At 68.8% G+C, this 25,996-nt stretch carries 22 protein-coding genes; 12 read left to right on the forward strand and 10 right to left on the reverse strand.

The window, feature by feature from the left end:
• Positions 1-529: 529 nt before the first annotated feature.
• Positions 530-1,357 carry a nucleotidyltransferase domain-containing protein gene (locus tag ACIRP2_RS20390; RefSeq protein ID WP_404252147.1) on the forward strand — a complete coding sequence of 276 codons (828 nt, stop codon included), beginning with the start codon at positions 530-532 and terminating at the stop codon, positions 1,355-1,357.
• Between the two features lie 626 nt (positions 1,358-1,983).
• Here ACIRP2_RS20390 and ACIRP2_RS20395 read toward each other — a convergent pair.
• From ACIRP2_RS20395 to ACIRP2_RS20415, 5 genes are all read right to left on the reverse strand, one after another.
• On the reverse strand, positions 1,984-2,544 hold the full coding sequence (locus tag ACIRP2_RS20395) for a hypothetical protein (protein WP_404252149.1): 561 nt from the start codon (positions 2,542-2,544) through the stop codon (positions 1,984-1,986).
• A gap of 1,270 nt (positions 2,545-3,814) precedes the next feature.
• Positions 3,815-4,987, reverse strand: coding sequence for a S1 family peptidase (locus ACIRP2_RS20400; protein WP_404252151.1), 1,173 nt, complete (start codon positions 4,985-4,987; stop codon positions 3,815-3,817).
• A gap of 424 nt (positions 4,988-5,411) precedes the next feature.
• Complete coding sequence (locus ACIRP2_RS20405; protein ID WP_404252153.1) at positions 5,412-5,876, reverse strand: MarR family winged helix-turn-helix transcriptional regulator; 465 nt, start codon at positions 5,874-5,876, stop codon at positions 5,412-5,414.
• A gap of 267 nt (positions 5,877-6,143) precedes the next feature.
• Positions 6,144-7,157 carry an alcohol dehydrogenase AdhP gene (gene adhP, locus ACIRP2_RS20410; RefSeq protein WP_404252155.1) on the reverse strand — a complete coding sequence of 338 codons (1,014 nt, stop codon included), beginning with the start codon at positions 7,155-7,157 and terminating at the stop codon, positions 6,144-6,146.
• Positions 7,158-7,391: 234 nt separating this feature from the next.
• Positions 7,392-7,943, reverse strand: coding sequence for a glycoside hydrolase family 25 protein (locus ACIRP2_RS20415; RefSeq protein WP_404252157.1), 552 nt, complete (start codon positions 7,941-7,943; stop codon positions 7,392-7,394).
• Positions 7,944-8,079: 136 nt separating this feature from the next.
• On the opposite strand from ACIRP2_RS20415, the gene ACIRP2_RS20420 reads away from it, so the two are divergent.
• Positions 8,080-8,793 (forward strand): NADPH-dependent F420 reductase, encoded by a 714-nt coding sequence (locus ACIRP2_RS20420; protein ID WP_404252875.1) that lies wholly within the window; start codon positions 8,080-8,082, stop codon positions 8,791-8,793.
• A 119-nt stretch (positions 8,794-8,912) separates the two neighbouring features.
• Here the strand turns inward: ACIRP2_RS20420 and ACIRP2_RS20425 are convergent, their stop codons facing one another.
• Together ACIRP2_RS20425 and ACIRP2_RS20430 are read right to left on the reverse strand one after the other, a co-directional pair.
• Positions 8,913-10,277 (reverse strand): radical SAM protein, encoded by a 1,365-nt coding sequence (locus ACIRP2_RS20425; RefSeq protein ID WP_404252159.1) that lies wholly within the window; start codon positions 10,275-10,277, stop codon positions 8,913-8,915.
• A 157-nt stretch (positions 10,278-10,434) separates the two neighbouring features.
• Positions 10,435-11,280 (reverse strand): pentapeptide repeat-containing protein, encoded by an 846-nt coding sequence (locus ACIRP2_RS20430; RefSeq protein ID WP_404252161.1) that lies wholly within the window; start codon positions 11,278-11,280, stop codon positions 10,435-10,437.
• A gap of 164 nt (positions 11,281-11,444) precedes the next feature.
• Here ACIRP2_RS20430 and ACIRP2_RS20435 point away from each other — a divergent pair, with 164 nt between their 5' ends.
• The 9 genes from ACIRP2_RS20435 to ACIRP2_RS20475 all read left to right on the forward strand — a co-directional run bounded on the left by ACIRP2_RS20435 (position 11,445) and on the right by ACIRP2_RS20475 (position 20,700).
• Positions 11,445-12,044: a hypothetical protein gene (locus ACIRP2_RS20435; RefSeq protein WP_404252163.1), complete on the forward strand. Its 600-nt coding sequence runs from the start codon at positions 11,445-11,447 to the stop codon at positions 12,042-12,044.
• Complete coding sequence (locus ACIRP2_RS20440) at positions 12,044-12,490, forward strand: hypothetical protein (RefSeq protein ID WP_404252165.1); 447 nt, start codon at positions 12,044-12,046, stop codon at positions 12,488-12,490. The genes ACIRP2_RS20435 and ACIRP2_RS20440 overlap by 1 nt, the downstream gene beginning before the upstream one ends.
• A 283-nt stretch (positions 12,491-12,773) precedes the next feature.
• A complete protein-coding gene (locus ACIRP2_RS20445) occupies positions 12,774-12,962 on the forward strand; it encodes a hypothetical protein (RefSeq protein ID WP_404252167.1) in 189 nt (62 codons plus the stop codon).
• A 77-nt stretch (positions 12,963-13,039) separates the two neighbouring features.
• Positions 13,040-13,531: a hypothetical protein gene (locus ACIRP2_RS20450; protein ID WP_404252169.1), complete on the forward strand. Its 492-nt coding sequence runs from the start codon at positions 13,040-13,042 to the stop codon at positions 13,529-13,531.
• Between the two features lie 118 nt (positions 13,532-13,649).
• Positions 13,650-13,877, forward strand: coding sequence for a hypothetical protein (locus ACIRP2_RS20455; protein WP_404252171.1), 228 nt, complete (start codon positions 13,650-13,652; stop codon positions 13,875-13,877).
• Positions 13,878-14,364: 487 nt separating this feature from the next.
• Entirely contained in the window at positions 14,365-15,531 is a 1,167-nt protein-coding gene (gene rhaI / locus ACIRP2_RS20460) for an L-rhamnose isomerase (RefSeq protein ID WP_404252173.1), read from the forward strand.
• Between the two features lie 67 nt (positions 15,532-15,598).
• Entirely contained in the window at positions 15,599-17,644 is a 2,046-nt protein-coding gene (locus tag ACIRP2_RS20465; protein ID WP_404252175.1) for a bifunctional aldolase/short-chain dehydrogenase, read from the forward strand.
• A 34-nt stretch (positions 17,645-17,678) separates the two neighbouring features.
• Positions 17,679-19,244, forward strand: coding sequence for a rhamnulokinase family protein (locus ACIRP2_RS20470; RefSeq protein ID WP_404252177.1), 1,566 nt, complete (start codon positions 17,679-17,681; stop codon positions 19,242-19,244).
• Complete coding sequence (locus ACIRP2_RS20475; protein ID WP_404252179.1) at positions 19,237-20,700, forward strand: arabinose isomerase; 1,464 nt, start codon at positions 19,237-19,239, stop codon at positions 20,698-20,700. Before ACIRP2_RS20470 ends, ACIRP2_RS20475 begins: the two co-directional genes overlap by 8 nt.
• Before the next feature lie 81 nt (positions 20,701-20,781).
• Here the strand turns inward: ACIRP2_RS20475 and ACIRP2_RS20480 are convergent, their stop codons facing one another.
• Positions 20,782-21,858, reverse strand: coding sequence for an enoyl-CoA hydratase/isomerase family protein (locus ACIRP2_RS20480; RefSeq protein ID WP_404252181.1), 1,077 nt, complete (start codon positions 21,856-21,858; stop codon positions 20,782-20,784).
• Positions 21,859-22,337: 479 nt separating this feature from the next.
• Between ACIRP2_RS20480 and ACIRP2_RS20485 the strand changes: the two genes are divergently transcribed.
• Positions 22,338-24,470 carry a SpoIIE family protein phosphatase gene (locus tag ACIRP2_RS20485; RefSeq protein ID WP_404252183.1) on the forward strand — a complete coding sequence of 711 codons (2,133 nt, stop codon included), beginning with the start codon at positions 22,338-22,340 and terminating at the stop codon, positions 24,468-24,470.
• 95 nt (positions 24,471-24,565) lie between these two features.
• On the opposite strand, the gene ACIRP2_RS20490 is transcribed toward ACIRP2_RS20485, so the two are convergent.
• Complete coding sequence (locus ACIRP2_RS20490; protein WP_404252185.1) at positions 24,566-25,213, reverse strand: LAETG motif-containing sortase-dependent surface protein; 648 nt, start codon at positions 25,211-25,213, stop codon at positions 24,566-24,568.
• Positions 25,214-25,500: 287 nt separating this feature from the next.
• Positions 25,501-25,989: a GNAT family N-acetyltransferase gene (locus ACIRP2_RS20495; protein WP_404252187.1), complete on the reverse strand. Its 489-nt coding sequence runs from the start codon at positions 25,987-25,989 to the stop codon at positions 25,501-25,503.
• Positions 25,990-25,996: the final 7 nt, after the last annotated feature.

Consider the following 25,996-nt stretch of genomic DNA (forward strand, 5'->3'; position numbering starts at 1 on the left):
AACAAGCTATTGGTCACACATCCAATAGCTAGTCCTCCTTGGCGTCAAGACCCCGTCCCGCACAAAAGCGAAAGCCGCCCGGCGATCGCCGCGCGGGAGATCGAGCGGACCGCCGCTCGCACATCGCGCCGGAGCGCACCCCACGGGCGGACGCGGTCGGGAGTCGACCACAGCCTCGACGTCGCGGCCTCTCGGTGCGGATGGCACGGACCGCATCCATCAGGTCGCTTCGCGCAGCGGCCGTACGTCGCCGTCGAGGTCGTACGCCCCGGACTGGCCGCCGGCCCCGAATTCCGGCGGCGATTCAGGGCCAGGACGATCCCGAGTCCGTCCGGATGCGGGGCTTGCGAGGTCGTGATCTTCCGGAACGAGCCACCGAGGTGGGACGCGCCGGATGCCCCATGAGGTCGACGGTCGTCGGATCCGGTCGCGCGGAGCCCACTCACGACCGGATCCGACAGCCGACGGAGCAAACGGTCGACTGCATGAACGGTCGACCCGACGCGGCGTCGGCTGCGAGACTCGCTCCATGCGGATGATCGTCGAGGACATGGCCTGCCGTCTGACCGAGGTGCCCGGTGTCATCGGAGTACTGCTCGGCGGAAGCCGGGCGCGCGGAGAACATCGGCCGGAATCGGACTGGGATCTCGGCGTCTACTACCGAGGCGGGCTCGACCTCGCCGCGTTGCGCAGGCTGGCCGGCCCCGATGTGGAGGTAGCGGGCCCGGGCGGCTGGGGACCTTGGGTCAACGGCGGAGCGTGGCTGCAGGTGGACGGTGTGGCGGTGGACTGGATTCTGCGGGACCTGGACCGAGTCGAACAGGTGTGGGCGGACTGCCGCGAGGGCCGATTCGAGGTAGGCGTGCAACCCGGGCACCCCCTCGGATTCTGGTCGCCCTGCTATGCCGGCGAGGTGGCGCTGGGTCAGGTACTGGCCGACCCTACGGGCGAGTTGACAAGCCTTCAGCGACGGAGCGGCGCCTACCCCGAGCCGCTGCGAGAGGCGTTGAGGGCGGGAGCCTGGGAGGCGGAGTTCCTCGTCGACATCGCGACGAAGGGGGCGGCACGGGCGGACACGCTCCATGTTTCGCTCTGCATCTCCCGGGCCTTCGGAGTCCTGGTCCAGGCGTTGTTCGCCGAGGATCGGCGTTGGTGCCTCAACGAGAAGGGCGCTCTGGCCGTCGCCGAGACGCTGTCGGCGGCACCGACCGACTTCGGCCGACGGGTCCGTCGCCTGCTGGGGGCTCCCGGCGAGACCGCCGAATCGCTCGCCGCGACGGTGGCCCAGGCACGGGTGCTCGTCACGGAGACCCGTGCCGCGCTGGGCTCCGCCCGGCCTGCCGAGTCCGGTTCCTGAGCCGAGGAGTCAGCGGCCTCGACGTCCACGGTGTCGGATGCCGACCGCGTTGCGGGGCTCGGTTCGGTTCGGTTCGGTTCGGTTCGGTTCGGTTCATGAGCGACCGCGACGCACTATCCACGTCGTCACCGCTCTCCGGTGGCGCAAAAGGGTCGACCCGCCGAAACTGAATCTCCGTCGGACCGAGCCGCGAAGACGCTCGTTCTGAGCGACCGCGTCTGTTCCTGGGGGCTGATCACCGGAGCCTGGACCCCGGATGGCAACACGCGTGTCGGGGTGTGGGTTCGGGCTCCGGCTCGGGAGGGCCCGTGACCGGTCGTGAGGTGACCGGTGTCCGGGGCGGCCGGGACGTGGACGGCGTCTGCCGCGCCGTTGCCACGTCATGCCGCCCAGGTCGCCGGGCCCTACCGAGGGGTGCCTGTCCAGTTCCGCGAGCCGGAGGCAGGTAGCCGGTTCGGCTGCTGCGGCCTGACAGGCGACGCCTCGCCGTCCGGCTTCCGGTTCGGCGTGGCAGGTGCTGTGCGTCATAGGGTGCTGGTCGGGTGTGGGGGTCCGGACGGGTGTCCGGGCGGGAACCCCGGCCCGATTCCGGCGGGCCGGGGTTCCGTGTCAGGCGAGTGACTCGGTTACCACTTGCCGCCCTCGCGGCGGTGGTCGATCACCCGGAAGCTGCCCACGACACCGTCGCGGACGTGGACGCCGCCCCGGACGTGGCCCGGGAAGACGCCGTCGCTGGAGCTGTGAGGTCCGACGGTGGCGATGGGGGCACCGTTGTCGCAGGTGGCCCCGCGGAAGACCTCGACGGTCCGGCGGCTGTCGTTGCGGATGTTGAGGCTCTTGGAGCCGAGGCCGCTGACCACGGTGATGCAGCCGCCCCGCTCGTCGGAGTAGGTGCGCTCGTTGATGTGGATCCGGCCCTCGTAGCGCCGCCCCTCGTAGCCACGGCGCTCGTAGCCACGACCCTCTTCGCCCCTGCCCTCGTTGCCCTTGCCCTCGTTGCCCTTGCTCTCGTTGCCCTTGCCGGCGTCGCCGCCGTTGAGGGCCGAAACGGGGGCGGCGGCCTGCTGGATGACGGGGGCGGCCTGGGCCGGCTCGGAGGTGGCGGCCGACGCGTAGGTGATGCCGGTGGCGGCCAGGGCCGCCGCTGCCGCTACCGCGGCGGTAACAACGGTGGAACGGGTAACCATGTCACTTCTCCTGTCTCAGAGAGGCCGACTGAGCAGTCGACCTGTGATTGAACGTACTTACGGTCCACATACCTGTCATTTCGGATGCATTGGCAAGGAGGCTCGAATCGCCGATCGAGGGACAAGAAGTACGCCAAATGCTATATCCCGATAATATTATTAATACCCAACTTTGCCCCACAGCAGGTGAGTTGATGAAACGTTGGTCCGACCGGGCGACTTCCTGATTCCCGGTCACCCCCACGCCCGCGTGTCTGTCTTTGACACCCCCCGAAAGTGCGTCACACCACCACTCCGAACTCCCGCCACCCACGCCCCGACCTGCAACGACTGCCTGGACAACCACTGCGAAAACTCGGCCACGCAACGAAGGGGCGCCACGGACGATCCATGGGAGGGCAAAACGCGGTCGCAGATCCACACCGAGTCCGCCGCGGGATTGTCGGCTGCCGTCCGGACAGCGATTGCGTCGAGAACCGGCTGTGCGAACGTGGCGACTGCCTCACGTCCGATGCACTTCACTCACCGTCCGACACCATCGAACCAGCGCAGCACGGAGCGCATCCGCAAGCGCATGCACGACACCGCGTCAGGGACCCTTCGTTTACATCAGGCCGGATCAGCGAGCGGCGTTCGGCGCCGTGGATCGCGAGGCGGAGGAGGGAAACATTCACGCCGCGTCTCAGAAGCTCGTCGAGTCATCGGGGGTGTGGTCGCCGAGGGTCGCGAAGTACGCGATCAGCACGATGAAGGCGAAGACGCTGGCGTCGCCCCACACGCATGTGCGCTCCCCGGCAGCTCACGCCCGGTGATCGAGGTGGCGCAGGCGAACACCGCGAACACGCAGAACATGAGCGCGGCCGACCTGACTCGGTGCTTCTTCTTCACGGACAGGGAATAACCGCGCGGCATGCCCGGCGTACGCCGTTTCCCGTCCACCCGCGCCGGCCACTGTCGCCACCCTGGCTGTTGCGCGGGCGATCCGACCCGGTCTTCCGACGGTCTCCGCTTCCGCACTCGGGCCGGTGGCCCCGATTCGTCCGAGTCCCGGCGAGCGGTCGTCGCCTCGATGCCCTTACGGCACCCGGCCCGGCATGAACACACCCTCGTTCCGACTGCGGCATCGTGTGGCGCCCCGCGCCGCCTTGTCACGCGCCCGGGCGGGCCCTCGGCCGCGGGCAGGCCTGTCGCCCGGAACGAAGAATGCCCGGTCGCGACAGGTCCCGCGCGGAGGGCCGGCCGGAACACCGTCCGGCCGGCCCTCGTGCGGTCAGGCGGTGTGCAGTGTCAGCCCGTACCGGTTCAATATCTCGTTGATCGGCTGGTGCCAGGTCTCTCCACCGCCGCTGCAATCGCCCCAGCCGCCCGAAGTGACTCCTTGCGCCTGGTCTCCGCTGATGAAGGATCCGCCGGAGTCACCCGGCTCGGCGCAGACGCTCGTCTTCGTCATCTGGTAGACCGCGCCTTGGCTGTAGTTCACGGTCTCGTTCTTGGCCAGTACGTTTCCGCAGTGCCAATGGGACGTGGAACCGGAGCGGCAGACGGAAGCACCTATGGGCGCCTCCGCCGAGCCCCGGACCAGCTGGTCGGAGACCGTACCCCAGCCAAGGACCACAGGTACGGTCCACCAGCCGTTGCCGACACCGACCCAGGCGTAGTCGTCACCGGGGAAGGACGATCCCTGGAAGTTGCCGATGGCCGAGCCGTCCCAACCGTTGACCGCGGCGCCCGCCCGGCCACAGTGTCCTGCGGTGACGAAGCCGCCATGGACGGAGAAGCCGATGGAACACCGGACGTTGCCCGTGTAGTACGGATCCCCGCCCACGGTCCCGGCGGAGAAGGTCCTGGGCGCCTCGGGGGTCTGCTTCACCAGGACGGGGCCGGCCTCGCGAGCCCGTTCGACAAACTCTCGGACATCGTTGTCACCCTGAGCGGACGAGACCACGCTCACGACGACCCGGTTGGCTTTCGGGTCGACGTGCCAACTGCTGACGCCGTCCGGCGCGGACAGTGCGTCGAGCCGCGCCTTGGTCGCGTCGAGCTGCCGTGCACTGTGACTCACCAGCCGGACGTCCGCGCCCGCCGCACCCACGGCGTCTACCCTCCCGGCGTCGGTGACGGCCACGGTGAGCCTTCCCTGGTCCGGGTCGAACCAGGAACCGGCGTACGCCGTACCGGCGGCCCGTCGCGCTGCGCCCTCTACGACCGTTGCCGTCTTCTCGGCGGCCAGACGCGCCTTGGCCTGGCTTTCCGTCAGACCGAGGTCCCTGCGCATGGCAGAAATCAGCCCGTCGGACGCCGGCGCCTCGGCGGCATCGGAACGGGAAACAGTGGACGGAGAGTTTGCGGACGGAGAGTTCACAGCCGAGGCGGAGGCGAGACCTGCAGTCGCCCAGGCTCCGACGACCAGGGTGGCGGCAAGACCCGCGCGTAAGGCAGTCATGCGTCTCAACGGAATGACCCTTCTGTTGTTCCGACATCGTGGGGAGGAACAGCAGGCGCCCGAGAGGTCTCAGCTGAGAGCGCTCTCAGACTGTGCCGCAACGGACTGTAGCCCAGCAATCTCATCAGGTCCATGCCAATGCACGCTCCGGACCAACCCGGGTCGCGCGCGGGGCACGGGGCGTCCCTGAACCGGCCCCGGCGTCGGGCAATTCGATCTCTCGTCAGGCCCGCACACACCCGGCACAACGGCCGCCGCCACCGAGCGCACACATCCCGGTGCGCCTCACGCCGGCACACTCGACAGGGGTCGCGGCGACGGCCTGCGGAACGAGGGAGTCGATCCCGTGCCCGATCGCACGGCCACGAGGCGACCGAGCGCGGCAGCGGTCACCCGGGACCACTCGCACCGACCCGGGAATCGCTCAACGACCAGGTCTCGCCCCTTCGGGCAATTCATGGACATGGGCGTGGACTCGCCTCAGCAACGCCGCCAGTTGGACCTGTTCCTTGCCGGTCAGGGGAGCGAGCAGGTCCCGCTGGACAGCCAGGGCCTCGCCCTGCAGTTCCGCGAGCGCCTCCCGGCCGGCCGGGGTGGGCGTGACGGTGACACGACGACGGTCCGTGATGTCACGAGCCCGGTCCACGAATCCGACGAGTGCCAGATCGTCCACGATCTTCACCATGTCGCTCCGGTCGATCCCCAGACGTTCCGCCAGTTCCCGCTGGACATGGGGGCCGAAATCGACCAGCGCCGACAGCACCGCCATGTGCCAGAGCTTCAGATCACGCTCGGCCAGCCGCGACGCCAGCCTGCGACGCGCAGCCTTGCCCGTCCTGGACAACAAATAGGTCGTGAGTCCCAGGAGGCTGGGCGGGGTCTCGCTCATCGACGACATCTTAGGCCCCGACCAATGATAGGTGATCACCCACTGATCCGATGGGATCGCGGACGCTTCGCGCTCGCGTCTGCCGGTCGACGAGTCCGCCGGGCGGCTCCGCTTCCACGTCGCGATGCCGCCCCCTCCTGGAGGGCGGCATCGCAGGGTTGCAGCCGTACTGGCGACGCGCACCCGGGTGACAGCCGTCCCACACCCTGCCGGAACCCGGCAGACGGGACGGAGGCGCGCCGACGTGCTCCACCGCGCGCGGCAGGGTCAGCGCAGGTCGAAGACGAGACGCCCCGGAACCTTGCCTGTCAGCACCTCGTCGATCGCCGCGTTGACGTCCTCGAGCATTCGGCTCTCGCGGACCACACGTGTACGACCGAGCCGGTGCAGCTGGAACACCTCGGCGAGATCCTCACGGGTTCCGACGATCGAACCGATCACCTTCGTACCGTTCAGCACCGTGTCGAAGACGGGCAGTTCCAGCTTGCCTTCGGCGGGCAGCGCCACCAGTACGAGCGTGCCTCCCCTGCGCAGCGCACCGTACGCGGCACCGAACGACTCGTTGCTCACTGCCAGCGAGATGGCCGCGTCCGCCCCACCCAGCCACTGCGTCTCCTCCGCAACGTCCTGGACCCGGGCATCGATGACGTGGTCGGCGCCCAGTTCTCGGGCAAGCGCCAGCTTCTCGTCGGTGACGTCGACAGCGATCGTCTCGGCCCCGAAGATGCGCGCGTACTGCAGGGCAAGATGCCCCAGGCCGCCGATGCCCGAGATGAGCGCGCGCGTCCCCGGGCGGGCGCCGGACAGTTTCACGGCCTTGTACGTGGTGACGCCCGCACAGGTCAGCGCCGCCGCGTCCAACGGGTCGACGCCGTCGGGGACCGGCACCACATATGTCCCGTGCGCCAGCGCGTACTCGGCATGACTGCCGTCCACGGAGTAGCCACTGTTCCGCTGCTTCGGACAGAGCGTCTCCCAGCCGGAGACGCAGTGGTCGCAGCGCCCGCACGCCTCTGAGAGCCAAGGGATGGCCACCCTGTCCCCCACCGCGAGATGGGAGACCTGCGCACCGATCGCTTCGACGACACCGATGCCCTCGTGCCCCGGTACGAACGGCGGGTCGGGCTTGACCGGCCAGTCGCCCCGCGCCGCGTGAATGTCCGTGTGGCACAACCCGGAGGCCTCCATCCGCACCAGCACCTGGTGGCCCGCGGGCGACGGCACGGGCCTCTCCTCGACCACCAGCGGCTCTGTGAAACTGCGGACAACGGCGGCTTTCATGGGCACTCCTCCGCTTCGATCAGGCAGATCGGGCACGTCCGGCTGATCGGCCACCACCCGAGAGCATGAAGGTGACAGAAGCCTCGGAACAGGCTATTCCGGATGAATGGTTTCCGCTTCTCCGGTCCGCTCTCGTCCCACTCCCCCGCGCCCGGCCCCTCGTCGGGGACCGGCGTTCGGCGCCGAGCATCCGATCACCGATGCACGCGCGGGCCTCGCAGCCCGCGCGTGCCGCTACCCGCGAGCCCAGTCACGCATGGCGGTCCGTGAGGAGAAGTCGGCGACATCCTTGTCGAGCGGCTGGTCGGTGTACTGGTGAATGCGCCAGGACGCCTTGATCCTGGGCTTTCCCGCAGCCGTGTAATCGGCTATCCACAGGCCGTCCCCGGCATACGACGTCGTATCGTGATTCAGCCAGAAGTAGCGGTTGCAGTACAGCAGAACCTTGTGATGAGGACGCAACCGCTTCACCTCTCGGATGAACCGGTCCTTTTCGTCATTGCTCGCCCGTGTGCCCTCGCCGTTCTCCTCCCAGTCGACGGCGAGCAGATCCCCCTCCTTCTCCGGGGCCTTGCTCAGAAAATACTCCGCCTGAGCCGTGATGTTGCCCGGCCAGAGAAAGTGGTAGAAGCCGACCACGCACTCCGCGTCCCTGGCGCGCTTGGCCTGTGAGCTCAGATGCGGATTGATGTACGAACGCCCCTCGGTGGCTTTGATGAGGACGAAGTCCAGTCCGTCCGTGTCGAAGGACGACTGATACGAGCTGACATCGATGCCATGCAGCACGGGCACCCCCTCCACATGGGCACGGTGATTCCGGTTGTCTTCCTGTAGGTGCCCGCAGTCACCCGATCCCATCCTTCCGGTGAAGGAGCGAATCGTTTTGCCAATACCCGGAATAGGGACCGGCGGAGGGTGGTTGGTGAAGCGGCGAGAGCTCACCACGTACCGCACGCACCATCGGAAGGTCGGATCCATGAAGATCGGCATCATCGGAGCGGGCAACATCGGCGGCAACCTCACCCGTCGCCTGACCGCGCTCGGCCATGACGTTTCCGTCGCCAACTCGCGCGGTCCGCAGACGCTGGCCGCGCTCGCCCGAGAAACCGGAGCCACCCCGGTCACCGCCGCGGAGGCTGCCCGGGGGGCGCAGGTCGTCGTCGTCACCGTCCCCCTCAAGGCCGTCCCCCTTCTGCCCTCAGGGTTCCTGGACGGGGCGGCGGAGGGGGCCGTGGTCATCGACACCGGTAACTACTACCCGCAGCAGCGCGACGGCCGCATCGGCGCGATCGAGGACGGGCTGCCGGAAAGCCGCTGGACCGAGCAGCAGATCGGCCACCCGGTGATCAAGGCATTCAACGGGACGTACGCACAGGACATCCTGGACAACGGCCGCCCGAAGGGCAGCCCGGGTCGTCAGGCGTTGCCGGTGGCCGGCGACGACGCGGCGGCCAAGCAGGTCGTGCGCGACCTCATCGACGAACTGGGCTTCGACACCGTGGACGCGGGCAGCCTCGACGAGTCCTGGCATCAGCAGCCCGGCACGCCCGTCTACGGACACCAGGGCGACGCCGAGGCCGTGGCCAAGGCCCTCGCCGCAGCGTCCCCGGAGCGCACGGCGGAGTGGCGCGCCTGATGTGACGGCGAGTCGCCGGTCGACGGGGGCACCCCGTGCCCGGACGGCACCCTGACGGACGCGACAGAACAGCCCGGCCCGTCTCCGAAGCCCGGACTGCTCCGGAGACGGGCCCGTTGCTACTGATCGTCGTCCGGCCGGGGCGGAAGACTGTCCATGAAGGAACTCACGGAGAAGACCGCGCGTCCGGGCCCGGGCGGCCCGTAGCCGGGGGGCGAAGTGAGGCCGTACTCCTCCATGGTCGCGCGGTAGGCGTCGAGCAGGCGGATGTGGTACTCCAGCGGCGCTCCGTCCGGATTGGTCCTGCCGAGCGGGGTGGTGGGTTCCGGGCACCAGGTGGTGAAGCGCGGGGTGATGCCGTGCGACATGAAGAACCGCAGGCCTTCGGTGGTCGATTCGATGGCTTCCTTCACCGTCGTGAAGCCGAAGGGTTCGGCCATCTCCACGCCCGCGACGAAGTTGGGGATGACATTGCGGGGGCCGAAGACCTCCGCGGAGTCCAGGATTCGACGGTGCCACTCGTCGCGGCCCACGTATCGCTCCTTGCCGGGGCAGTAGAGCTCGAAGAGCCGACGGTCCCACACCTCGTAGTTGGGGTGGTAGATCTGGACGCCGTAGTCGTGGAAGCGCTGCACGTCGGCCTTGGGCAGGGCCTGGGCGACGACCTTCCCGATCCAGCGACCGGGGAAACGCTCCTCGATGGCCTTGGCGTACTGCCCGTAGAAATCGGCCTCGTCACGTCCGCCGATGTGGGAGGTGATGGCACCGCCGGTGAGGGTGTAGGCGGTGGATGCCTTCGCGGTGTCGTACTTGTCGATGATGGCCAGTGCCTCCAGGACCTCCTCCACCGGCTTCACACCGGTGTAGGGGCGTCCCGCAGCTTTGTGCTGGCGCCAGTTGTGGTTGATGTCGCAGTACTGGCACTCCTCCTTCGCCCCGAAGTACTGGCAGACCCGGAAGACCGTCAGATAGACGAGGTAGCCCCACTGGATGGTGGGCGCGACCTCCATCACGGACTTGCCGTTCTCCAGGGTGTGCCGGTAGTAGTCCGGCATCGGCGGCAGGCCGACGTCGGAGATCCGCCGACCGTCGAGGTAGAGCCCGAGCACGCCGTCGTCATCGGCGGCGACGCGGTACGGGGACGCCGGATTGACCCGCACCGACACCACGGTCCTGCGCAGTTCGTACGGGCCTCCGGTGAGCACGATCTCCTCCGGCGGACGCCGGAGCGCGGCAGCGCCCAGCTCGGGGAGGGTTCCGTGGTCGAACGAGAAGATGAAGTATGACTTCGGCTTGATCTCGCCGCTCTCGTTGTCGCTGAGCGCGGACTCGTCGAACGCGACGCCGCCGCGCAGCAGGTCTTCCTTGATGACGGCTTCCCGGGGCACGTGCGGGAACTGCTCCATCAGCCGCTCGATCAGGTGGGTGCGGCTCCCATCGGCACGATCGCGCTCCGTGCGGCTGAGGTCGGTACTGCTGGACATGTGCGGGGCTCCTCGGTCCGGTCGTCGAAGGCGTTCCGGGTACGCCGCACTGTGCAACGAACCACGGGCCCCGGTGGTGCCCCGCCGCCGAGGCCGGCTCCCCCGGGTGCGGCGCGGACGGCGTCCGGGCGCCCGATGACGTCGTCCGGCTGCGGAATCACCGCTTCCAGTGCGTGGGTCGGCTCAGCGACGGCGGGAGCCTCGTCGCCTCGTCACCCCTGGCCGCGTTGAGCTGGGCCTGCGTGAGAAAGAGGCTTCCGGTGAGGTCGGCGCCGGACAGGTCGGCATCCCTGAAGTCGGCCCCGATCAGATCGGCCAGACGCAGATCGGCACCCGTGAGGTCCGCCGCGATGAGATACGCACCACGCAGATCGGCGCCCCGGAGATCGGCACCCTTGAGCCTGGCACCGATGAGGTCGGCGCCGCGATGGTCGCGCTTCTTCCTTCGGGACGCCGTGGCTCGGACGAGTGTGCTGGTACGGAGCAGGAGGCCGGCGACGTCGTCACGGTGGGCTGCCACGTCCAACTCCGTGAACGCGTCCGCCGGGAGGTGGGTGAGGCGCTCCGTCTCGTCGAGGCTGCGACGGATCTCCCCGTGGAGGGACCGTGCTGATTCCAGGGACAGCGCTTCCGTCAGGTACCAGAGGAGCTCGTGGAGCTGTCGCATGACGGGGAACACCTGGAACATCTGCTGAGCGGTCCCAGGGGCCCGACGCCAGTCCTGCCCGCCGAAGGTCTCCGCGGAGACCCTCTGACCGGCTCCGAAACAGTCGTAGACGGTGCAGCCCTGGAAGCCCTGGGTCCTCAGTTCGGTGTGAATGCCGCAGCGGAAGTCCTCCCGCAGGTTGTGGCAGGGCTTTCCGGCATCCTTGTTGATCGCGAAGTCCGCGGACCGCGTCAGGGTCAGCGCGACGCAGCACAGGCCGAAGCAATTCGCACAGTCGGCGCGAAGTGCGTCATGGTCGGTGCGACCGGCGCCGGGGCCTTGGACATGGTCGGGCACGGTGCGTGGATCCTCCGGGCTAGGGATGGGGTATGGAACGGCCGGACGGTCAACCCTAGCGGGATCTGTCACCCGTACGCGCCGATTTCATGATCGCTCCCGGGTGCTCCGGCGCCCGTAGCGTCCTTCTCGCCCTGTCACTTCGGCGAAAAGAGCGCCTCTTCATGCCTGTACGTGCGCTGTCCGGCTCCTCGTCCCCTTCGACGTCCCGCCCGGGTTCGCTCCTGCGCAGACTGGTCGTCACTCTTCTCCTTCCGCTGCTCACGCTCGCGGGCAGTGCGTTGCTCACCCCGGGGACGGCTCTGGCCGGCCCGGCCTCCTCGCCGTCGGCCGGTGTCGTGCACTCGGTCGTGTCCCATCCGGCTTCGCCGTGCACCAGCAGCGATCCGGTCGTCTGCTCGATCCGGGAGATGACCCCGGAACAATGGGCACAGGCACGCGAGATCCGGATCCGCTACCACGAGTTGCTCGACTCCATGGAGCGGGTGGAGGACCGGATGCGCGCCGCGGGCCGTTCCGACGAGGAGATCGCTCGCGTACTGGTCGCCATGCGCAACGAGGCCAAGGACATCACCCGCGCGGGTATGTCTCCGGAGGCCGTGAAGGCTCTCGAGGCGCGCAACATGGCGAAGTACGGCAACCCGCTGGGCCCGACGGCCGACCAGCAGTTCGCCAAGTACGGCAGCTGGGCGGCGGTCATCGACGCGGCGACCCGCAGCAACGCGGCGATCGACGAGGAGCTCGGCCTGGAGCCGCGTCACTGATGTCCACGACAGTGCTGCAGGACTACGACCGTCATGGCCTCGTGTGGGCACTGGACCCGGCCTCCGGGCTGCTCGTCCCCGCCTCCGGCCGCTGTCATGGCTTCGTCCATGTCCTGCCGCACGGCACCGGCACCTTCGCCGCTCTGTACGCGGACGATGCGGCTCTGTGGCTCCAGTTCGGTGAACGTCGTTGGGACGGTGAACAGGTGACCGTCCGGCACGTGCAGCGACCGGACGGCACCCGCGTCGTCACTGTCGACCATCCGTCCGGTCCGACGTGGCAGGCACGGCTGCCACCACCGGACACCGGCCCGTACGATCCGGCCTACGACTGGACCGACACCCTCGCGGACAATTTCTTCCTCTGGGCGGACGAGCAACTGTCCGACCCGCATCGCCGGGCCGTTCTGCGCGATCACTATCGGCGGGGCTTCGCCCCCGTGTAGCTCTGTGACCGGAAGGTCCTGCCGGGATCACAGCGCCCGAACCGGCCCGGAATCCATGCACGCGACCATGGTGGGTGCCACATCTCTCCCGGGAGTGTCCACGAACGTGGCGGACTCCATCGGTCGGCGACGCCCCTGCCCGGCGCGTGCTCACGGATCCGGCAGGCCTGGCCCGGCAACGCGCCCGTGCCCGGTCGGCCTTCTTGGACATCCTCGATGACGCGATCGCGCTCGGTGCAGCCGTGACGGGCGGGCACGCGTGGGGCTGCCGAAGATGCACGGCATGAAGGAAGGACTGGACTCCACCGTGCTGGGGACGCACCACGCGGTGAAGGCCGCACTCGCCCCGCACGGCATCCTCAATCATGGCGGACTTCTCGGCGGCGTCGGGTCGTCGCCCTCCGACAGAAGGGACTTCGCAGGTTCGACCGGGGGCCGGCGGGTGCGGCAGAGTCGGCCGGATTCGGGTTGACCGACCGGCCGTGCGGGAGTCGCTGTCAGTGGGGCGACGCACACTGGCAGCAGTACGGCACGGGCGGAGGGGCGCTGATGGACAGCGGGAACGGGACCGGTTTCGAACCGGCCACCGGCGACGGGCCGACGGCCCCGGTACCGGACGAGAGGCGGGCTGCTTCGGTTCGTACGGCGTTCGAGGGAATGCTGCAGATCCGGCGGCTGACGAACACCGGGCTCGGCAGCCCGGAGAGCGTCCCCGCGCGATGGGAGATCCTTCGGCCGATACGGGCCATCGCCCTGGCCCTTGAGGCGTCGGGTCTGGCCGCCTCGGCCGTTGACGAGTCAGGCCTGCGGATCGCGACGGGCTATCGCCTGGAGCACGGCGAGTCGCCGGGTGGCGTCAGGATCGAATGGCTCGGCCCGCCCGGTAGCGGGGCCGCCCACGCGGAGGAGAGCGAGTTGGCCCGGTGCGCCGCTGTGCTGCGGGAGTTGGGTTGGACGGTGTTGCTGTATCGCGGGCCACGACGAAGAAGGTTTCTGGAGGTCGAGCCACCGGCAGGTGTCGGACCACCGACCGTTGACTGAGGGCTGCCGTTCGGATCACGCCGGCCCGCGTGTCCCGGCACCGCGTCGCATGGGCCGGCATTGTCAGACCCATGGGGGATGCTGGTGGGTCCGACACCTCTGACCGGGAGATGCTGAGATGCGCAATGACGAACTCGCCGCGGCCCAGGCGTATGTCCGACTGCTGCAGGCCACTCGGGCGGCGCTCGCGGAGCCTGACGAAGGTCCCCTGTACATGCCGTTGCTCGCCTCGCCGATCGCGGAGGCCGACGGCGCGCTGGAGCGTGCGGGGCTCTGCGGCAACGAATCCCGGTTCTTCGATCTGGTGCGCTCGCTTCAGCCGAGCATGTCCGGCAGCGGTCGCTGAACCCCACCCGTCGAACAAGGCCACTGCACGGCATCGCCGTCGCGATGCCCTCCGTCGCCGGGCGGACCGGCCAGGGCCGGCCCCGTCCGACGGTCCGCGGGGCGGGGGGCGGAGGCTCGAGAACGGCCGATGTTCCAGGGGCCGCCGGTACTGACGTCATCGCGTCGTCACTCTTCACCTCGTCCCGCCGATGCGCCACCATGCTCTGAATCGAGTCGGTGAACCCGGCACCCTCCGAGCCGTCCCGAGCACGATCGATCGCGATCGGCCCGGACCGGACCCGCCGCGCGGCCGACTCCTCACCGGACCTGCCGACCGCGCGCTGAATTGATTCAAGTCGACATGAGGCCAGCGGGGGGACACACCCGACTGTGTGCATGAGGCTTGACTGAAGACCGACCGCAAACCTAGCGTACGTCCGGATGAAACGATTCATACACTGTCCGAACGACCACGGTCGCTGGATGACTCCGCTTGCGAGGTGTTCATGTCTGATGTGTCGGCCGCCAAGGCAGCCCTGAAGTCCCAGGTGATCGAGACGCCGTCGTGGGGATACGGAAACTCCGGGACGCGGTTCAAGGTGTTCGCGCAGCCGGGAGTGCCTCGCGACCCGTTCGAGAAGCTGGAGGACGCCGCACAGGTGAACGCGTTCACGGGCGTGGCGCCGAAGGTGTCGTTGCACATCCCGTGGGACAAGGTCGAGGACTACTCCGCACTCACCCGGCGCGCCGCCGATCTCGGGCTGCGGATCGGTGCGATCAATTCCAACGTCTTCCAGGACGACGACTACAAGCTGGGGTCGGTCACGCATCCCGACCCGAAGGTGCGCCGCAAGGCCACCGATCATCTGCTCGAATGCGTCGACATCATGGACGAGACCGGTTCCCCCGATCTCAAACTCTGGTTCTCCGACGGCACGAACTATCCCGGGCAGGACGACATCGTGGCCCGTCAGGGCCGGCTCGCCGAGGCATTGGCCGAGGTGTACGGGCGACTGGCCGACGACCAGCGGATGCTCCTGGAGTACAAGCTCTTCGAGCCCGCGTTCTACACGACGGACGTGCCGGACTGGGGCACGGCGTATGCGCACTGCCTCGACCTCGGTCCCAAGGCTCAGGTGGTCGTGGACACCGGACACCACGCGCCGGGCACCAACATCGAGTTCATCGTGGCCTTCCTGCTGCGAGCGGGGAGACTCGGTGCCTTCGACTTCAACTCACGGTTCTACGCCGACGACGACCTGATGGTCGGCGCCGCCGACCCGTTCCAGTTGTTCCGGATCATGCACGAGGTGGTGAAGAACGGCGGCCTGAAGCCCGAGGCGAACGTCAACTTCATGCTCGATCAGTGCCACAACATCGAGGCGAAGATCCCTGCCGTGATCCGGTCGGTCGCCAATGTGCAGGAAGCGACCGCCAAGGCCTTGCTCATCGACACGGACACGCTGAGCACCGCTCAGCGGTCCGGCGACGTCCTGGCCGCGAACGGCGTCCTGATGGACGCGTACAACACCGATGTCCGTCCGCTGCTCGCCGAGGTACGTGAGGAGCTCGGCCTGGCCGGGGATCCGTTCGCCGCATATCTCGCCTCGGGCAATCAGGAGCGCATCGCCGCCGCGCGGGTCGGTGGCGTGCAGGCCGGCTGGGGCGCCTGAGCCCCAGCCCTCTCCCCCGTACACCCGTCCGCTCGGTTCCGTCCGACTGCGACCACGAAGGAATCCCATGACGCCCGCGACGCACCCCGAAGTCGCCGCCCTCCTGGAGCGAGCCCATCGGCTCGGATCCGACGCCCGCAACACCAACTACGCGGGGGGCAACACGTCCGTCAAGGCCACCGGCACCGACCCCGTCACCGGCGGCGAGACCGAGCTGCTGTGGGTCAAGGGGTCCGGTGGCGATCTCGGCACGCTCACCGAGGCAGGCCTCGCCGTGCTGCGCCTGGACCGGGTCCGCGCCCTCAGGACCGTGTACCCAGGGGTGGAGCGCGAGGACGAGATGGTGTCCGCGTTCGACTACTGCCTGCACGGCAAGGGCGGTGCCGCGCCCTCCATCGACACAGCGATGCATGCGCTGGTCGATGCCGCGCACGTCGATCATCTGCACCCGGACTCCGGGATCGCGCTGGCGTGTTCGGCCGACGGCGAGAAGCTCACGGCGGAGTGTTTCGGTGACAAGGTGGCCTGGGTGGGCTGGCGCAGGCCCGGGTTCCAGCTCGGCCTGGACATCGCGGCGGTCAGGGCGGCCAACCCACGGGCCCTCGGTGTGATCCTCGGTGGCCACGGCATCACGGCCTGGGGCGAGACCTCGGACGAGTGTGAGCGCAACGCTCTCTGGATGATCCGCACAGCCGAGACATTCCTTCGGGAGCGTGGCCGGGCGGAGCCGTTCGGGCCCGTGTGGGCGGGCCGGGAGCCTCTCGCCGCGGATGAGCGCCGCGAACGTGCCGCCGCGCTCGCACCGCTGATCCGCTCTCTGGCTTCCACAGACCGTCCGCAGGTGGGCCACTTCACCGACGCCGAGCCCGTCCTGGACTTCCTGTCCCGTACCGAACACCCGCGACTCGCCGCGCTCGGCACGTCGTGCCCGGATCATTTCCTCCGGACGAAGGTCAGCCCACTCGTCCTCGACCTGCCCGCGGACGCCCCACCGGCAAAGACGGCGGCACGTCTCAAGGAACTGCACGACCGGTACCGGGAGGCGTATCGCGCGTACTACGAGCGTCATGCCGATCCCGCCTCCCCCGCGATGCGCGGCGCGGACCCGGCGATCGTGCTGGTGCCCGGGGTCGGCATGTTCTCCTTCGGCAAGGACAAACAGACCGCTCGGGTCGCCGCGGAGTTCTACCTCAATGCCATCAACGTGATGCGTGGCGCCGAGGCCGTGTCGACGTACACACCGATCGAGGAGTCCGAGAAGTTCCGGATCGAGTACTGGGAACTGGAGGAGGCCAAACTGCGCCGGATGCCCGCGGCCAAGCCGCTGGCCACCCGGGTGGCACTGGTCACGGGGGCGGGGTCCGGTATCGGCAAGGCCATCGCGCACCGGCTGGTCGCAGAAGGGGCGTGTGTCGTCGTCGCCGATGTCGACACACGGAGCGCCGCCTCGGTGGCACAGGAGCTCGGCGGGCCGGACAGGGCCGTCGCGGTGACCGTCGACGTGACGAGCGAGGAGCAGATCGCCGAGGCGTTCAAGAGCGCGGTGCTGGCCTTCGGCGGTGTGGATCTGGTCGTGAACAACGCTGGCATCTCGATCTCGAAGCCGCTGCTCGAAACCACGGCCCGGGACTGGGACCTTCAGCACACCATCATGGCGCGCGGATCGTTCCTCGTCTCACGTGAGGCCGCGCGGGTGATGCGGGAGCAGAACCTCGGCGGCGACATCGTCTACATCACGTCGAAGAATGCGGTGTTCGCCGGCCCGAACAACGTCGCCTACTCGGCGACGAAGGCCGATCAGGCTCACCAGGTACGGCTTCTGGCGGCCGAGTTGGGCGAGTACGGGATCCGGGTGAACGGCGTCAACCCCGACGGGGTGGTGCGTGGATCCGGAATCTTCGCGGGTGGCTGGGGTGCCCAGCGTGCGGCCACGTACGGCATCGAGGAGGAGAAGCTCGGTGAGTTCTACGCCCAACGGACCATCCTCAAGCGCGAGGTGCTCCCGGAGCACGTCGCGAACGCCGTCTTCGCGCTGACCGGCGGGCACCTCACCCACACGACCGGCCTCCACATCCCCGTGGACGCCGGTGTGGCCGCGGCGTTCCTTCGATGACCTTCCCCGCTCCGACGACCCGGATGAGAGCTCCATGCCTGTGACGCCACGACGCGGCACGGTCTTCGCGGCCGTGGACCTCGGTGCCACGAGCGGTCGGGTGATCACCGGCCGGGCCGGGCCCGACGAGCTCGTGCTGACCGAGGCACTCCGTTTCCCCAATGTCCCGGTACGGCTGCCGGACGGCCTGCGATGGGACGTACTCGCCCTGTACCAGGGGATGCTGGACGGTCTGCGGACGGCGGCGCGTGGCGGACCGCTCACCTCGATCGGCATCGATACCTGGGCGGTCGACTACGGCCTGCTCGACGCCGACGGAGCGCTGGTCGGGTTGCCGTTCCACTACCGCGACAGCCGAAACGGCAAGGCCGTCGAGCAGGTGCTGGCCGAATGCGGGGCGCCGGAGCTGTATGCCGTCAACGGGTTGCAGCACCTGCCGTTCAACACGGTGTTCCAGCTCGCGGCGCATCGTGCGAGTTCCCAGTGGGGTACGGCACGAACGATGCTGTTGATCCCCGACCTCATGGTGCACTGGCTGACCGGCACACTGGGCGCGGAGATCACCAACGCCTCGACGACCGGCCTGTTGGACGCGTCCACCGGGACCTGGTCCGATGCGTTGATCGGCAGGCTCGGTCTGGAGCGTTCCTGGTTTCCGGCGCTGCGTGAGCCGGGTGAGCCGGCGGGAACACTGCTGCCGCACGTTGCCGAGTACACCGGTCTTCCCGCCGGTACGCCGGTGACGACCGTCGCCTCGCACGACACGGCGTCGGCGGTCGCCTCGGTGCCCGCGACCGAGCCCGGATTCGCCTATGTGTCCTGCGGTACATGGTCGTTGGTCGGCCTGGAGCTTTCAGCTCCGGTCCTGACGGAGGAGTCCAGGGCGGCGAACTTCACCAATGAGCGTGGGGTGGACGGCACCATCCGTCACCTCCGCAACATCATGGGCCTGTGGCTGCTTGAGGAGTGCCGTCGCGCCTGGGGCAGGCGGGGGACAGCTCCGGCCCTGGCGGAACTGCTCGCAGAAGCGGCCCGTGCCAGACCGTTCGCCGCCGTGATCGACCCCGACGACGAGATGTTCCTCGCCCCGGGTGACATGCCGTCGCGGATCGACGCCCACCTCGTGCGGAGCGGGCAGGTGCCGCCCGACAGTCCTGGCGGGTATGTGCGATGTGTGCTGGAAAGCCTGGCGCTGGCTCATCGCAGGACGCTGCGTCAGGCAGCCGGGCTGGCAGGGAGAGAGCCGACCCGGATCCATCTCGTCGGCGGGGGTTCGCGCAACGCGCTGTTGTGTCAGTGGACCGCCGATGCCACCGGGCTGCCCGTCACGGCCGGTCCCGCCGAGGCCACGGCGCTCGGCAACATCCTGCTGCAGGCGCGCGCCCATGGCCTGGTGGGCGACCTCATGGACATGCGGCGACTCGTCGCGCGGACCCAGGAACTGCGCCATTACACCCCCCGGGGAGATCAGCGGGCCTGGGACCGGGCTGCCGCAAGGCTGGCACCCGTCCGAGTCCTGGACACCCGGGCAACGAACCAGGCCCCTTCCGAGGACACCCGGGCCCTCGATGGACGACGAAGGAAGGAAGCTCATGACTGATGTCTCTTCCACCGTGCTCGGCGGCGTGCTCGCCCGCACGGCGCGACGTCGCACCCGAGTCGGTCTGGTCTCCGGTGGACTCGGCGCCTACTGGCCGCAGTTCCCCGGCCTCCTCGACCGGTTGCGGGAATCCGCGCGCTTCGTGACCGGACGCTTCGAGGAGCTGGGTTGCGAGGTCGTCGACGCAGGCTTCATCTCCGACCCTCCGGAGGCCACCACCGCGGCTGAACAGCTGCGCAGGGCCGACTGCGACATCGTCGTGACGTTCCTGACGACATACCTCACGGCCTCGATGGTCCTTCCCATCGCCCAGCGCACCCGCACCCCGGTACTGGTCATCGACCTCCAGCCGACCGAAGCGATGGACCACGCCGACACCGACACGGGGAAATGGCTGGCCTACTGCGGACAGTGCCCGTTGCCGGAGATCGCCAATGTGTTCCGGCGCAGCGGCATTCCCTTCCGCTCCGTATCCGGCCATCTGCACGACGAGAACGCATGGAGTCGCATCCGTCGCTGGATCTCCGCCGCGCAGGTGCGGGGCGCGATGCGGCACGGCCGGCACGGGCTGATGGGCCACCTCTATCCCGGGATGCTCGATGTCTCCACTGACATGACGTTGGTCTCGGCCCAGTTCGGCGGGCATGTCGAAGTTCTCGAATTCGACGACCTGCGGGTCCGCGTCGCCGACGTGACGGACGAGGAAGCGGTCGAGCGCGTCGCGGTGGCGCGTACGGTCTTCACCCTCGACGACTCCGTCGACGAGGAAGATCTCGCCTGGGCCGCCCGGGTGTCGGTCGGACTGGACCGGCTCGTCGAGGACTTCGGACTCGACAGCCTGGCGTACTACCACCGTGGGCTGGAGGGCGAGATCCACGAACGGCTCGGCGCAGGCATGATCCTCGGCGCGTCGCTGCTGACGGCCCGGGGCGTCCCGATGGCCGGGGAGTACGAGCTGCGCACCAGCCTGGCCATGCTGATCGCCGACACCATCGGCGCCGGCGGCTCCTTCACCGAACTCCAGGCCCTCAACTTCCGCGACCGCGTCGTCGAGATGGGCCACGACGGCCCCGCCCACCTCGCGATCAGCGCCAAGGATCCGCTGCTGCGGGGGCTGGGTGTCTACCACGGCAAGCGCGGGTGGGGCGTCAGCGTCGAGTTCGATGTCAAGCACGGCCCCGTCACCACGTTCGGCATCGGTCAGGAAGCCGACGGCACCTTCACGTTCGTCGCCTCCGAGGGCGAAGTCGTCCCAGGGCCCCTGTTGGAGATCGGCAACACCACCTCCCGCGTCGACTTCGGCTTCGACCCCGGTGAGTGGACCGATGTCTGGTCCGCCACCGGCATCGGTCATCATTGGGCGCTCTGCACCGGTCACCGTGCCAAGGATCTCAGGGCCGCGGCCGACCTGCTCGGTCTGCCGTTCCGTAGCGTCACCGGCCCGAACGATCTCTGAGCCGGTCCGCGGTCCCCGCCGCGCGCGGTCCGTGCCGGTCATCGCCCCGGTGCGTCACACACCGCCGCGGATCACCTCTTCTCAGTCCGCCACACGGGAGCCGCTGTCCAGGCCGAGTTCACGCTCAGGACCCAACGGCGCGAAGAATCGCGCAACATCGGCCTCGGTGACCTCGGCCAAGCCGGCCGGGCTCCATCGAGGGCTGCGGTCCTTGTCGATGATCTGGGCACGTACCCCTTCCACCAGGTCGGGCCGGGTGAAGGCGGTGCAGGACGTCCGGTACTCCTGGTCCAGCACCGCCTCCAGGCTGTCGAGGCGTCGGGCCCTGCGCAGGGCCGCGAGGGTCACCTTGAGCGCGGTGGGTGACTTGGCCCGGATCGTTTCGGCGGACTCCTTGGCGGCGGGGACGCCGCTGTTGTCGAGCCGGTCGAGGATCTCCTCGACCGAATCGGCCGCATAACAGGAATCGATCCACTCCCGGTGCCCCGCCAGTTCACCGTCCGGCGCCGGTGCGGCATGGCGCCGGACGGTCTCCGCGACCTCGGCTGCCGTTCCGCAGGCGGCGAGCTCCGTGGTGAGCCCGGCAAGGGTCTGTGACGGTACGAAGTGGTCGGCGAGCCCGCAGAGCAGCGCGTCACTCGCGCCGACCGCGTCCGCGGTGAGCGCGAGATGGGTACCGAGCTCGCCGGGCGCGGCGCCGAGCAGGTGCGTCCCACCCACATCGGGGACGAAGCCGATACCGGTCTCGGGCATGGCGATGCGCGAGCGTTCGGTGACGACGCGGACATCGCCGTGGGCCGAGACACCGACGCCACCACCCATCACGATGCCGTCCATGATCGCGACGTACGGCTTGGGGAACCTCGCGATGCGGGCGTTGAGCCGGTACTCGTCGCGCCAGAAGTCCAACGATGCGCCGCCGCCCGCGCGGGCGTCCTCGTGGATCGACCGGATGTCACCACCCGCACAGAGGCCGCGCTCCCCGGCTCCGGTGATCAGGACGGCGGCTACGGTGTCGTCGGCCTCGGCTTCGGCGAGTGCTTCGTCGATGCGCAGCACCATGGCGTGGTTCAGCGCGTTGAGGGCGCGCGGGCGGTTGAGGGTGATGTGGCGGATGCGTCCCTCGGTGTTCAGCAGAACAGGATCTTCGTGGTTCATGAATGCGCTCCGGTCAGCCCCTGTACGGTATCGCCCGCCGCTCGCGGACGATCTTCCGTTGTCATTCTGCGGGGCACGTCGTGAGGCCGGTCAACGGGGGTGCGGAGGCCGTCCGTACCGGGGCGTCGCCCCCTTCCCACCGGGTCCGCCTGGCAGCCCGCCGGAACGGGCTCGACAATTGAGGCACCTGTACGGGCCACGTCGGCCCGGTAGGACGGGTCTTCGAAGTGGCGTCGTTCGGCCGGAGCCCGAGCCGTGCGGCAGACGCCAGTTCGAAGACACCGGCCCAGGGGTTGTCCCGCGTTCCCTGGCGGATCAGTGCGCGGTGTCGGATGCGGTGCACAGCGAGGCGGAGGGGCATCCACATACTGAATGTATGTGGACGTTCCGACAAGGCAGCGAGGTGCTGTAGCTGTCGTCGTGCGCCGCCAGGGAATACGGACAACCCTTGGCCCCGGCGAACGATCTCCGGAGCAGGAATGACCGATCACGAGCGGCAACCGAGCGCCCCCGACCCGTCCCGTCCGCTGACCGAGAAGGGACACCACGGCGAGACCGCGACGGCAGAGCGGCTCGTCATGAATCGGACGGGCAGTTTCGAGTGGGACCTGGACGCCCACACGCTCGACATCGACGACGCGGGCCTGCTGGTATTCGGCCTGGACCCCCGGACCTTCGATTCCCGGCCCGAGGCGCTGGTCAAACGACTCGAACGTGCGGAGCGCGCCCGGCTCAACAGGACGATCGACGAGGCGATCAAGGCCGGGCGCAATGCGTACAGCGTGCACATCCGGGTACCGCTGGCCGACGGCACCGACCAGTGGACGCACATCCAGGCGCGGATCCTGCGCAACGACGGCGGCCGGGCACGGCGGGTCGTCGGAGTGGTGAGGGACGCGACGGCCGAGGTCACCCATTCGGCCTTCGTGCAGGACCTGGAAGAACGCCGCCGGCGCCACACCAGCATCGTGGAACGAACGACGAGCGCTCTGGCACGTGCGGTGACCGTGGACGACGTGACCGCTGCGCTGACCGGGCCCGGAGGACCGGCGCGGCTCGGGGCGGACGGCCTCGCGCTCGGCCTGGTCGAGAACACGGCGCTGAACGTCATCGCACTGAGCGGCAATCCGCTGGCGGCTCTCGACGAACTCGGATCCGGGCGGCTGGACCGGAGGTTTCCGCTGGCCGACGCGGTTCTCAGCGGTCGGCCCCGGTTCCTGACCTCGGTGACGGAACTCGTCCATCGCTATCCCGCGCTGGCGCGGTACACGGACGGCATGAAATTCCGTGCGGCCGCGTATCTGCCGTTGGTCGCCCAGGCGCGATCCCTCGGTGCGCTGGCGCTGTTCTACCGCGACAGCACGGCCTTCGACGTCGATGAGCGCAATCTGTGTCTGGGGCTCACCGCCATCGTCGCGCAGTCGCTGCAGCGGGCCAGGCTCTTCGACGAGGAGCGCGAATTCGCCACCGGTCTCCAGGCGACGATGCTGCCGCGGCGGATCCAGGAGATCGCGGGCGGCGAGATAGCGGTGCGCTATCACGCGGCCTGGAGCGGACGCCAGGTCGGTGGTGACTGGTACGACGTGATCGCGCTTCCCAAGAACCGCTGCGGGATCGTGGTCGGTGACGTGCAGGGCCATGACACACACGCCGCTGCCATCATGGGCCAGTTGCGCATCGCGCTGCGCGCGTACGCAGCCGAGGGGCACCCTCCGTCGACGGTTCTGGCCCGAGCCTCGCGATTCCTCGCCGAACTGGACACGGAGCGCTTTGCGACTTGCACCTATGCCCAGGTCGATCTCGCCTCGGGGACTGTGAAAGTGGTCCGTGCCGGGCATTTCGGCCCGCTGATCCGGCACATGGACGGCCGGGTCGGCAGCCCACAGGTGCGAGGCGGTCTGCCGCTGGGAATCTCCACCGATCTCGAGGACGAGGAGTATCCGGAGACCCGTCTCGACCTGGTGCCGGGCGAAACCCTTGTCTTGTACACCGATGGCCTGGTGGAAGAGCCGGGGGTCGATATCGATACAGGTGTCCAGGCCCTGATCCACGAGGTGAGCGCGGGGCCCGCGGGCGCTCAAGCACTGGCCGATCATCTCTCGGACCGGCTCTGGGAGCGTTGGGGCTCGGGGGACGATGTCGCCCTGCTCGTGCTGCGGCGCAGTCCGGACCCGGGGTCGCCCCGGGCCCCGCGGTTGCACCAGTACATCCACCAGGCCGACCCCGAGGGCCTCTCCGACGCCCGCACGATCGTGCGCCAGGCTCTCACCGACTGGGACATGGCAGAAATCGCCGATGCCGCCGAGCTGGCGACCGGGGAGCTGCTGGTGAATGTGCTTCTGCACACGGAGGGCGGCGCGGTACTCACCCTGGAGGTACTGCCCGAGCCCACCCGCCGGGTCCGGCTGTCGGTTCAGGATCGTTCAAGTGTCTGGCCGAGACGCCGCAGTCCGGGCGAGACTGCGACGTCGGGGCGCGGCCTGCTGCTCCTGGACGCCGTCACCACGCGTTGGGGTGTCGAGCCCCGCGGCGAGGGGAAGGCGGTCTGGTGCGAGATCGGGCCCTCGATGCCGCTCGACTCCACTCGTCCACCGCCCGCGGAACGGGCGTGACGAGCACGCGAAGGGGTGTGCCGCCTCGCGAACGAGGTGACACACCCCCGGCCGACGGTCCCGACACGGTTCCGCAGCAGGACCGTCGGCCTACGTCAGTGCTGTGCGGTACGACGCTTGCGCACGGACCACATGATGCCGCCACCGGCCAGCAGAACGGCAACAGCCGCTCCAGCGATGATCGGGGTGGCGGACGACGAGCCCGTCTCGGCCAGGTCCGACGAGCCGGGGCTCGAGGGCGCCGCCGCGGGGGCGGATTCCGAAGCCGCCTCGCTGGGGGTGGCGCTGCCGACGGGTGCCTCCGAGGAGGGCGCCTGCGACGGGGTCCCCACGGACGGTGCGGGAGACGGGGTGGCCTCGGAGGGCGCGGGCGACGGGGGCGTGCCCTCGCACACCGGTGCCTGCTTGGTCTCGTCCCGCGAGAAGTTGTCTCCGTCGCCCGCCTTGACGACGAGGTGAACCGTCAGTTCCGCGTCGTGCTTGGGAAGTTCGAGCTTCTTGTGGAACTCCCTTCCGAAAGTCTCGGTGGGCAGGAGGTCCTTGCCGTCGACAGTGACGGTCACCTGGTTGGTGACGTTGCCGTTGTAGGCGGTCAGATCGAGGCTCACCTCGGAACAGGTCACGGCCCAGGTGGGTGTGTGAGCTGCGGCCGGGCCTGCGGAGAGGACCGCGCCGGTCAAGCCGGCCACCGCAGCGGCTGCGAGTGTCCCCGCAGCACGCAACGATCTCCTGGGTATGGTCATGAAATTCTTCCTCCGCATATGTTTCATCGCCCGAATGGCGGTGGGGCGCACAGTACTGCCCCTGCCGACGGTGCGCGTACCCGCCCCATGGGCATCCGTAGTCACAACCGAGCCTGCGTCGACGCGAGTTGGGACATGGCGACGCGGTGTGGCGGTCGGGGGCACGTGGGTTGCGGCGCGAAACGAGTAGCAGCCTTCCGCGCGGAGCGGCCCGAGGGGTGGCCAGGAGGGTTCCTTCAGTGGCCGGTCGGCGGTCGGAAGGGTTGCCGAGCGGCCGCCATGCGGTGTCACAGAGCGCGGTGCATGATGTGCAGTCCGACGAACCCCTGTGTCGGATGGTCGAACCCCTCGGGCAGGGTTCCCAGGATTTCGAAGCCGAGCGACCGGTAGAGCCCCACGGCGTGGGTGTTCGTCTCGACCACGGCGTTGAACTGCATGGCTCGAAATCCCGACGAGCGCGCCCAGTCGAGCGTGTAGACGCACAAGGCCCGGCCCACACCCTGCCCGGAACGCCGGGGATCCACCATGTAGCTCGCACTGGCGATGTGCGCACCATTGCCCATGTGGTTGTTGTTCATCTTTGCCGTGCCGAGGATCGTCCCGGCGTCGTCGACCGCGACCACCGCTCGGTTCGGCGACCTGAGGAGCCACCAGGAGCGGGCCTCGTCCTCACCGAGATCGAGCGGATAGGTGAACGTCTCCCCCGCGGCGACGATTTCGTGGAAGAACGGCCAAATGGTGGGCCAGTCCTCGTCGGTGGCTTCTCTGATCAGCATAGGGGCC

Source organism: Streptomyces sp. NPDC101194 (assembly GCF_044767885.1).
Taxonomy (GTDB): domain Bacteria; phylum Actinomycetota; class Actinomycetes; order Streptomycetales; family Streptomycetaceae; genus Streptomyces.

Bases quoted from the DNA above. Each gene is read 5' to 3' on its own strand.
- ACIRP2_RS20435 (WP_404252163.1), top strand. From the start codon at position 11,445: ATGCCTGTACGTGCGCTGTCCGGCTCCTCGTCCCCTTCGACGTCCCGC.
- ACIRP2_RS20485 (WP_404252183.1), top strand. From the start codon at position 22,338: ATGACCGATCACGAGCGGCAACCGAGCGCCCCCGACCCGTCCCGTCCG.
- ACIRP2_RS20465 (WP_404252175.1), top strand. From the start codon at position 15,599: ATGACGCCCGCGACGCACCCCGAAGTCGCCGCCCTCCTGGAGCGAGCC.
- ACIRP2_RS20390 (WP_404252147.1), top strand. From the start codon at position 530: ATGCGGATGATCGTCGAGGACATGGCCTGCCGTCTGACCGAGGTGCCC.
- ACIRP2_RS20405 (WP_404252153.1), bottom strand. From the start codon at position 5,876: ATGAGCGAGACCCCGCCCAGCCTCCTGGGACTCACGACCTATTTGTTG.
- ACIRP2_RS20455 (WP_404252171.1), top strand. From the start codon at position 13,650: ATGCGCAATGACGAACTCGCCGCGGCCCAGGCGTATGTCCGACTGCTG.
- ACIRP2_RS20400 (WP_404252151.1), bottom strand. From the start codon at position 4,987: ATGACTGCCTTACGCGCGGGTCTTGCCGCCACCCTGGTCGTCGGAGCC.
- ACIRP2_RS20425 (WP_404252159.1), bottom strand. From the start codon at position 10,277: ATGTCCAGCAGTACCGACCTCAGCCGCACGGAGCGCGATCGTGCCGAT.
- ACIRP2_RS20445 (WP_404252167.1), top strand. From the start codon at position 12,774: ATGAAGGAAGGACTGGACTCCACCGTGCTGGGGACGCACCACGCGGTG.
- ACIRP2_RS20495 (WP_404252187.1), bottom strand. From the start codon at position 25,989: ATGCTGATCAGAGAAGCCACCGACGAGGACTGGCCCACCATTTGGCCG.
- ACIRP2_RS20440 (WP_404252165.1), top strand. From the start codon at position 12,044: ATGTCCACGACAGTGCTGCAGGACTACGACCGTCATGGCCTCGTGTGG.
- adhP (WP_404252155.1), bottom strand. From the start codon at position 7,157: ATGAAAGCCGCCGTTGTCCGCAGTTTCACAGAGCCGCTGGTGGTCGAG.
- ACIRP2_RS20490 (WP_404252185.1), bottom strand. From the start codon at position 25,213: ATGACCATACCCAGGAGATCGTTGCGTGCTGCGGGGACACTCGCAGCC.
- ACIRP2_RS20450 (WP_404252169.1), top strand. From the start codon at position 13,040: ATGGACAGCGGGAACGGGACCGGTTTCGAACCGGCCACCGGCGACGGG.
- rhaI (WP_404252173.1), top strand. From the start codon at position 14,365: ATGTCTGATGTGTCGGCCGCCAAGGCAGCCCTGAAGTCCCAGGTGATC.
- ACIRP2_RS20395 (WP_404252149.1), bottom strand. From the start codon at position 2,544: ATGGTTACCCGTTCCACCGTTGTTACCGCCGCGGTAGCGGCAGCGGCG.
- ACIRP2_RS20470 (WP_404252177.1), top strand. From the start codon at position 17,679: ATGCCTGTGACGCCACGACGCGGCACGGTCTTCGCGGCCGTGGACCTC.
- ACIRP2_RS20480 (WP_404252181.1), bottom strand. From the start codon at position 21,858: ATGAACCACGAAGATCCTGTTCTGCTGAACACCGAGGGACGCATCCGC.
- ACIRP2_RS20475 (WP_404252179.1), top strand. From the start codon at position 19,237: ATGACTGATGTCTCTTCCACCGTGCTCGGCGGCGTGCTCGCCCGCACG.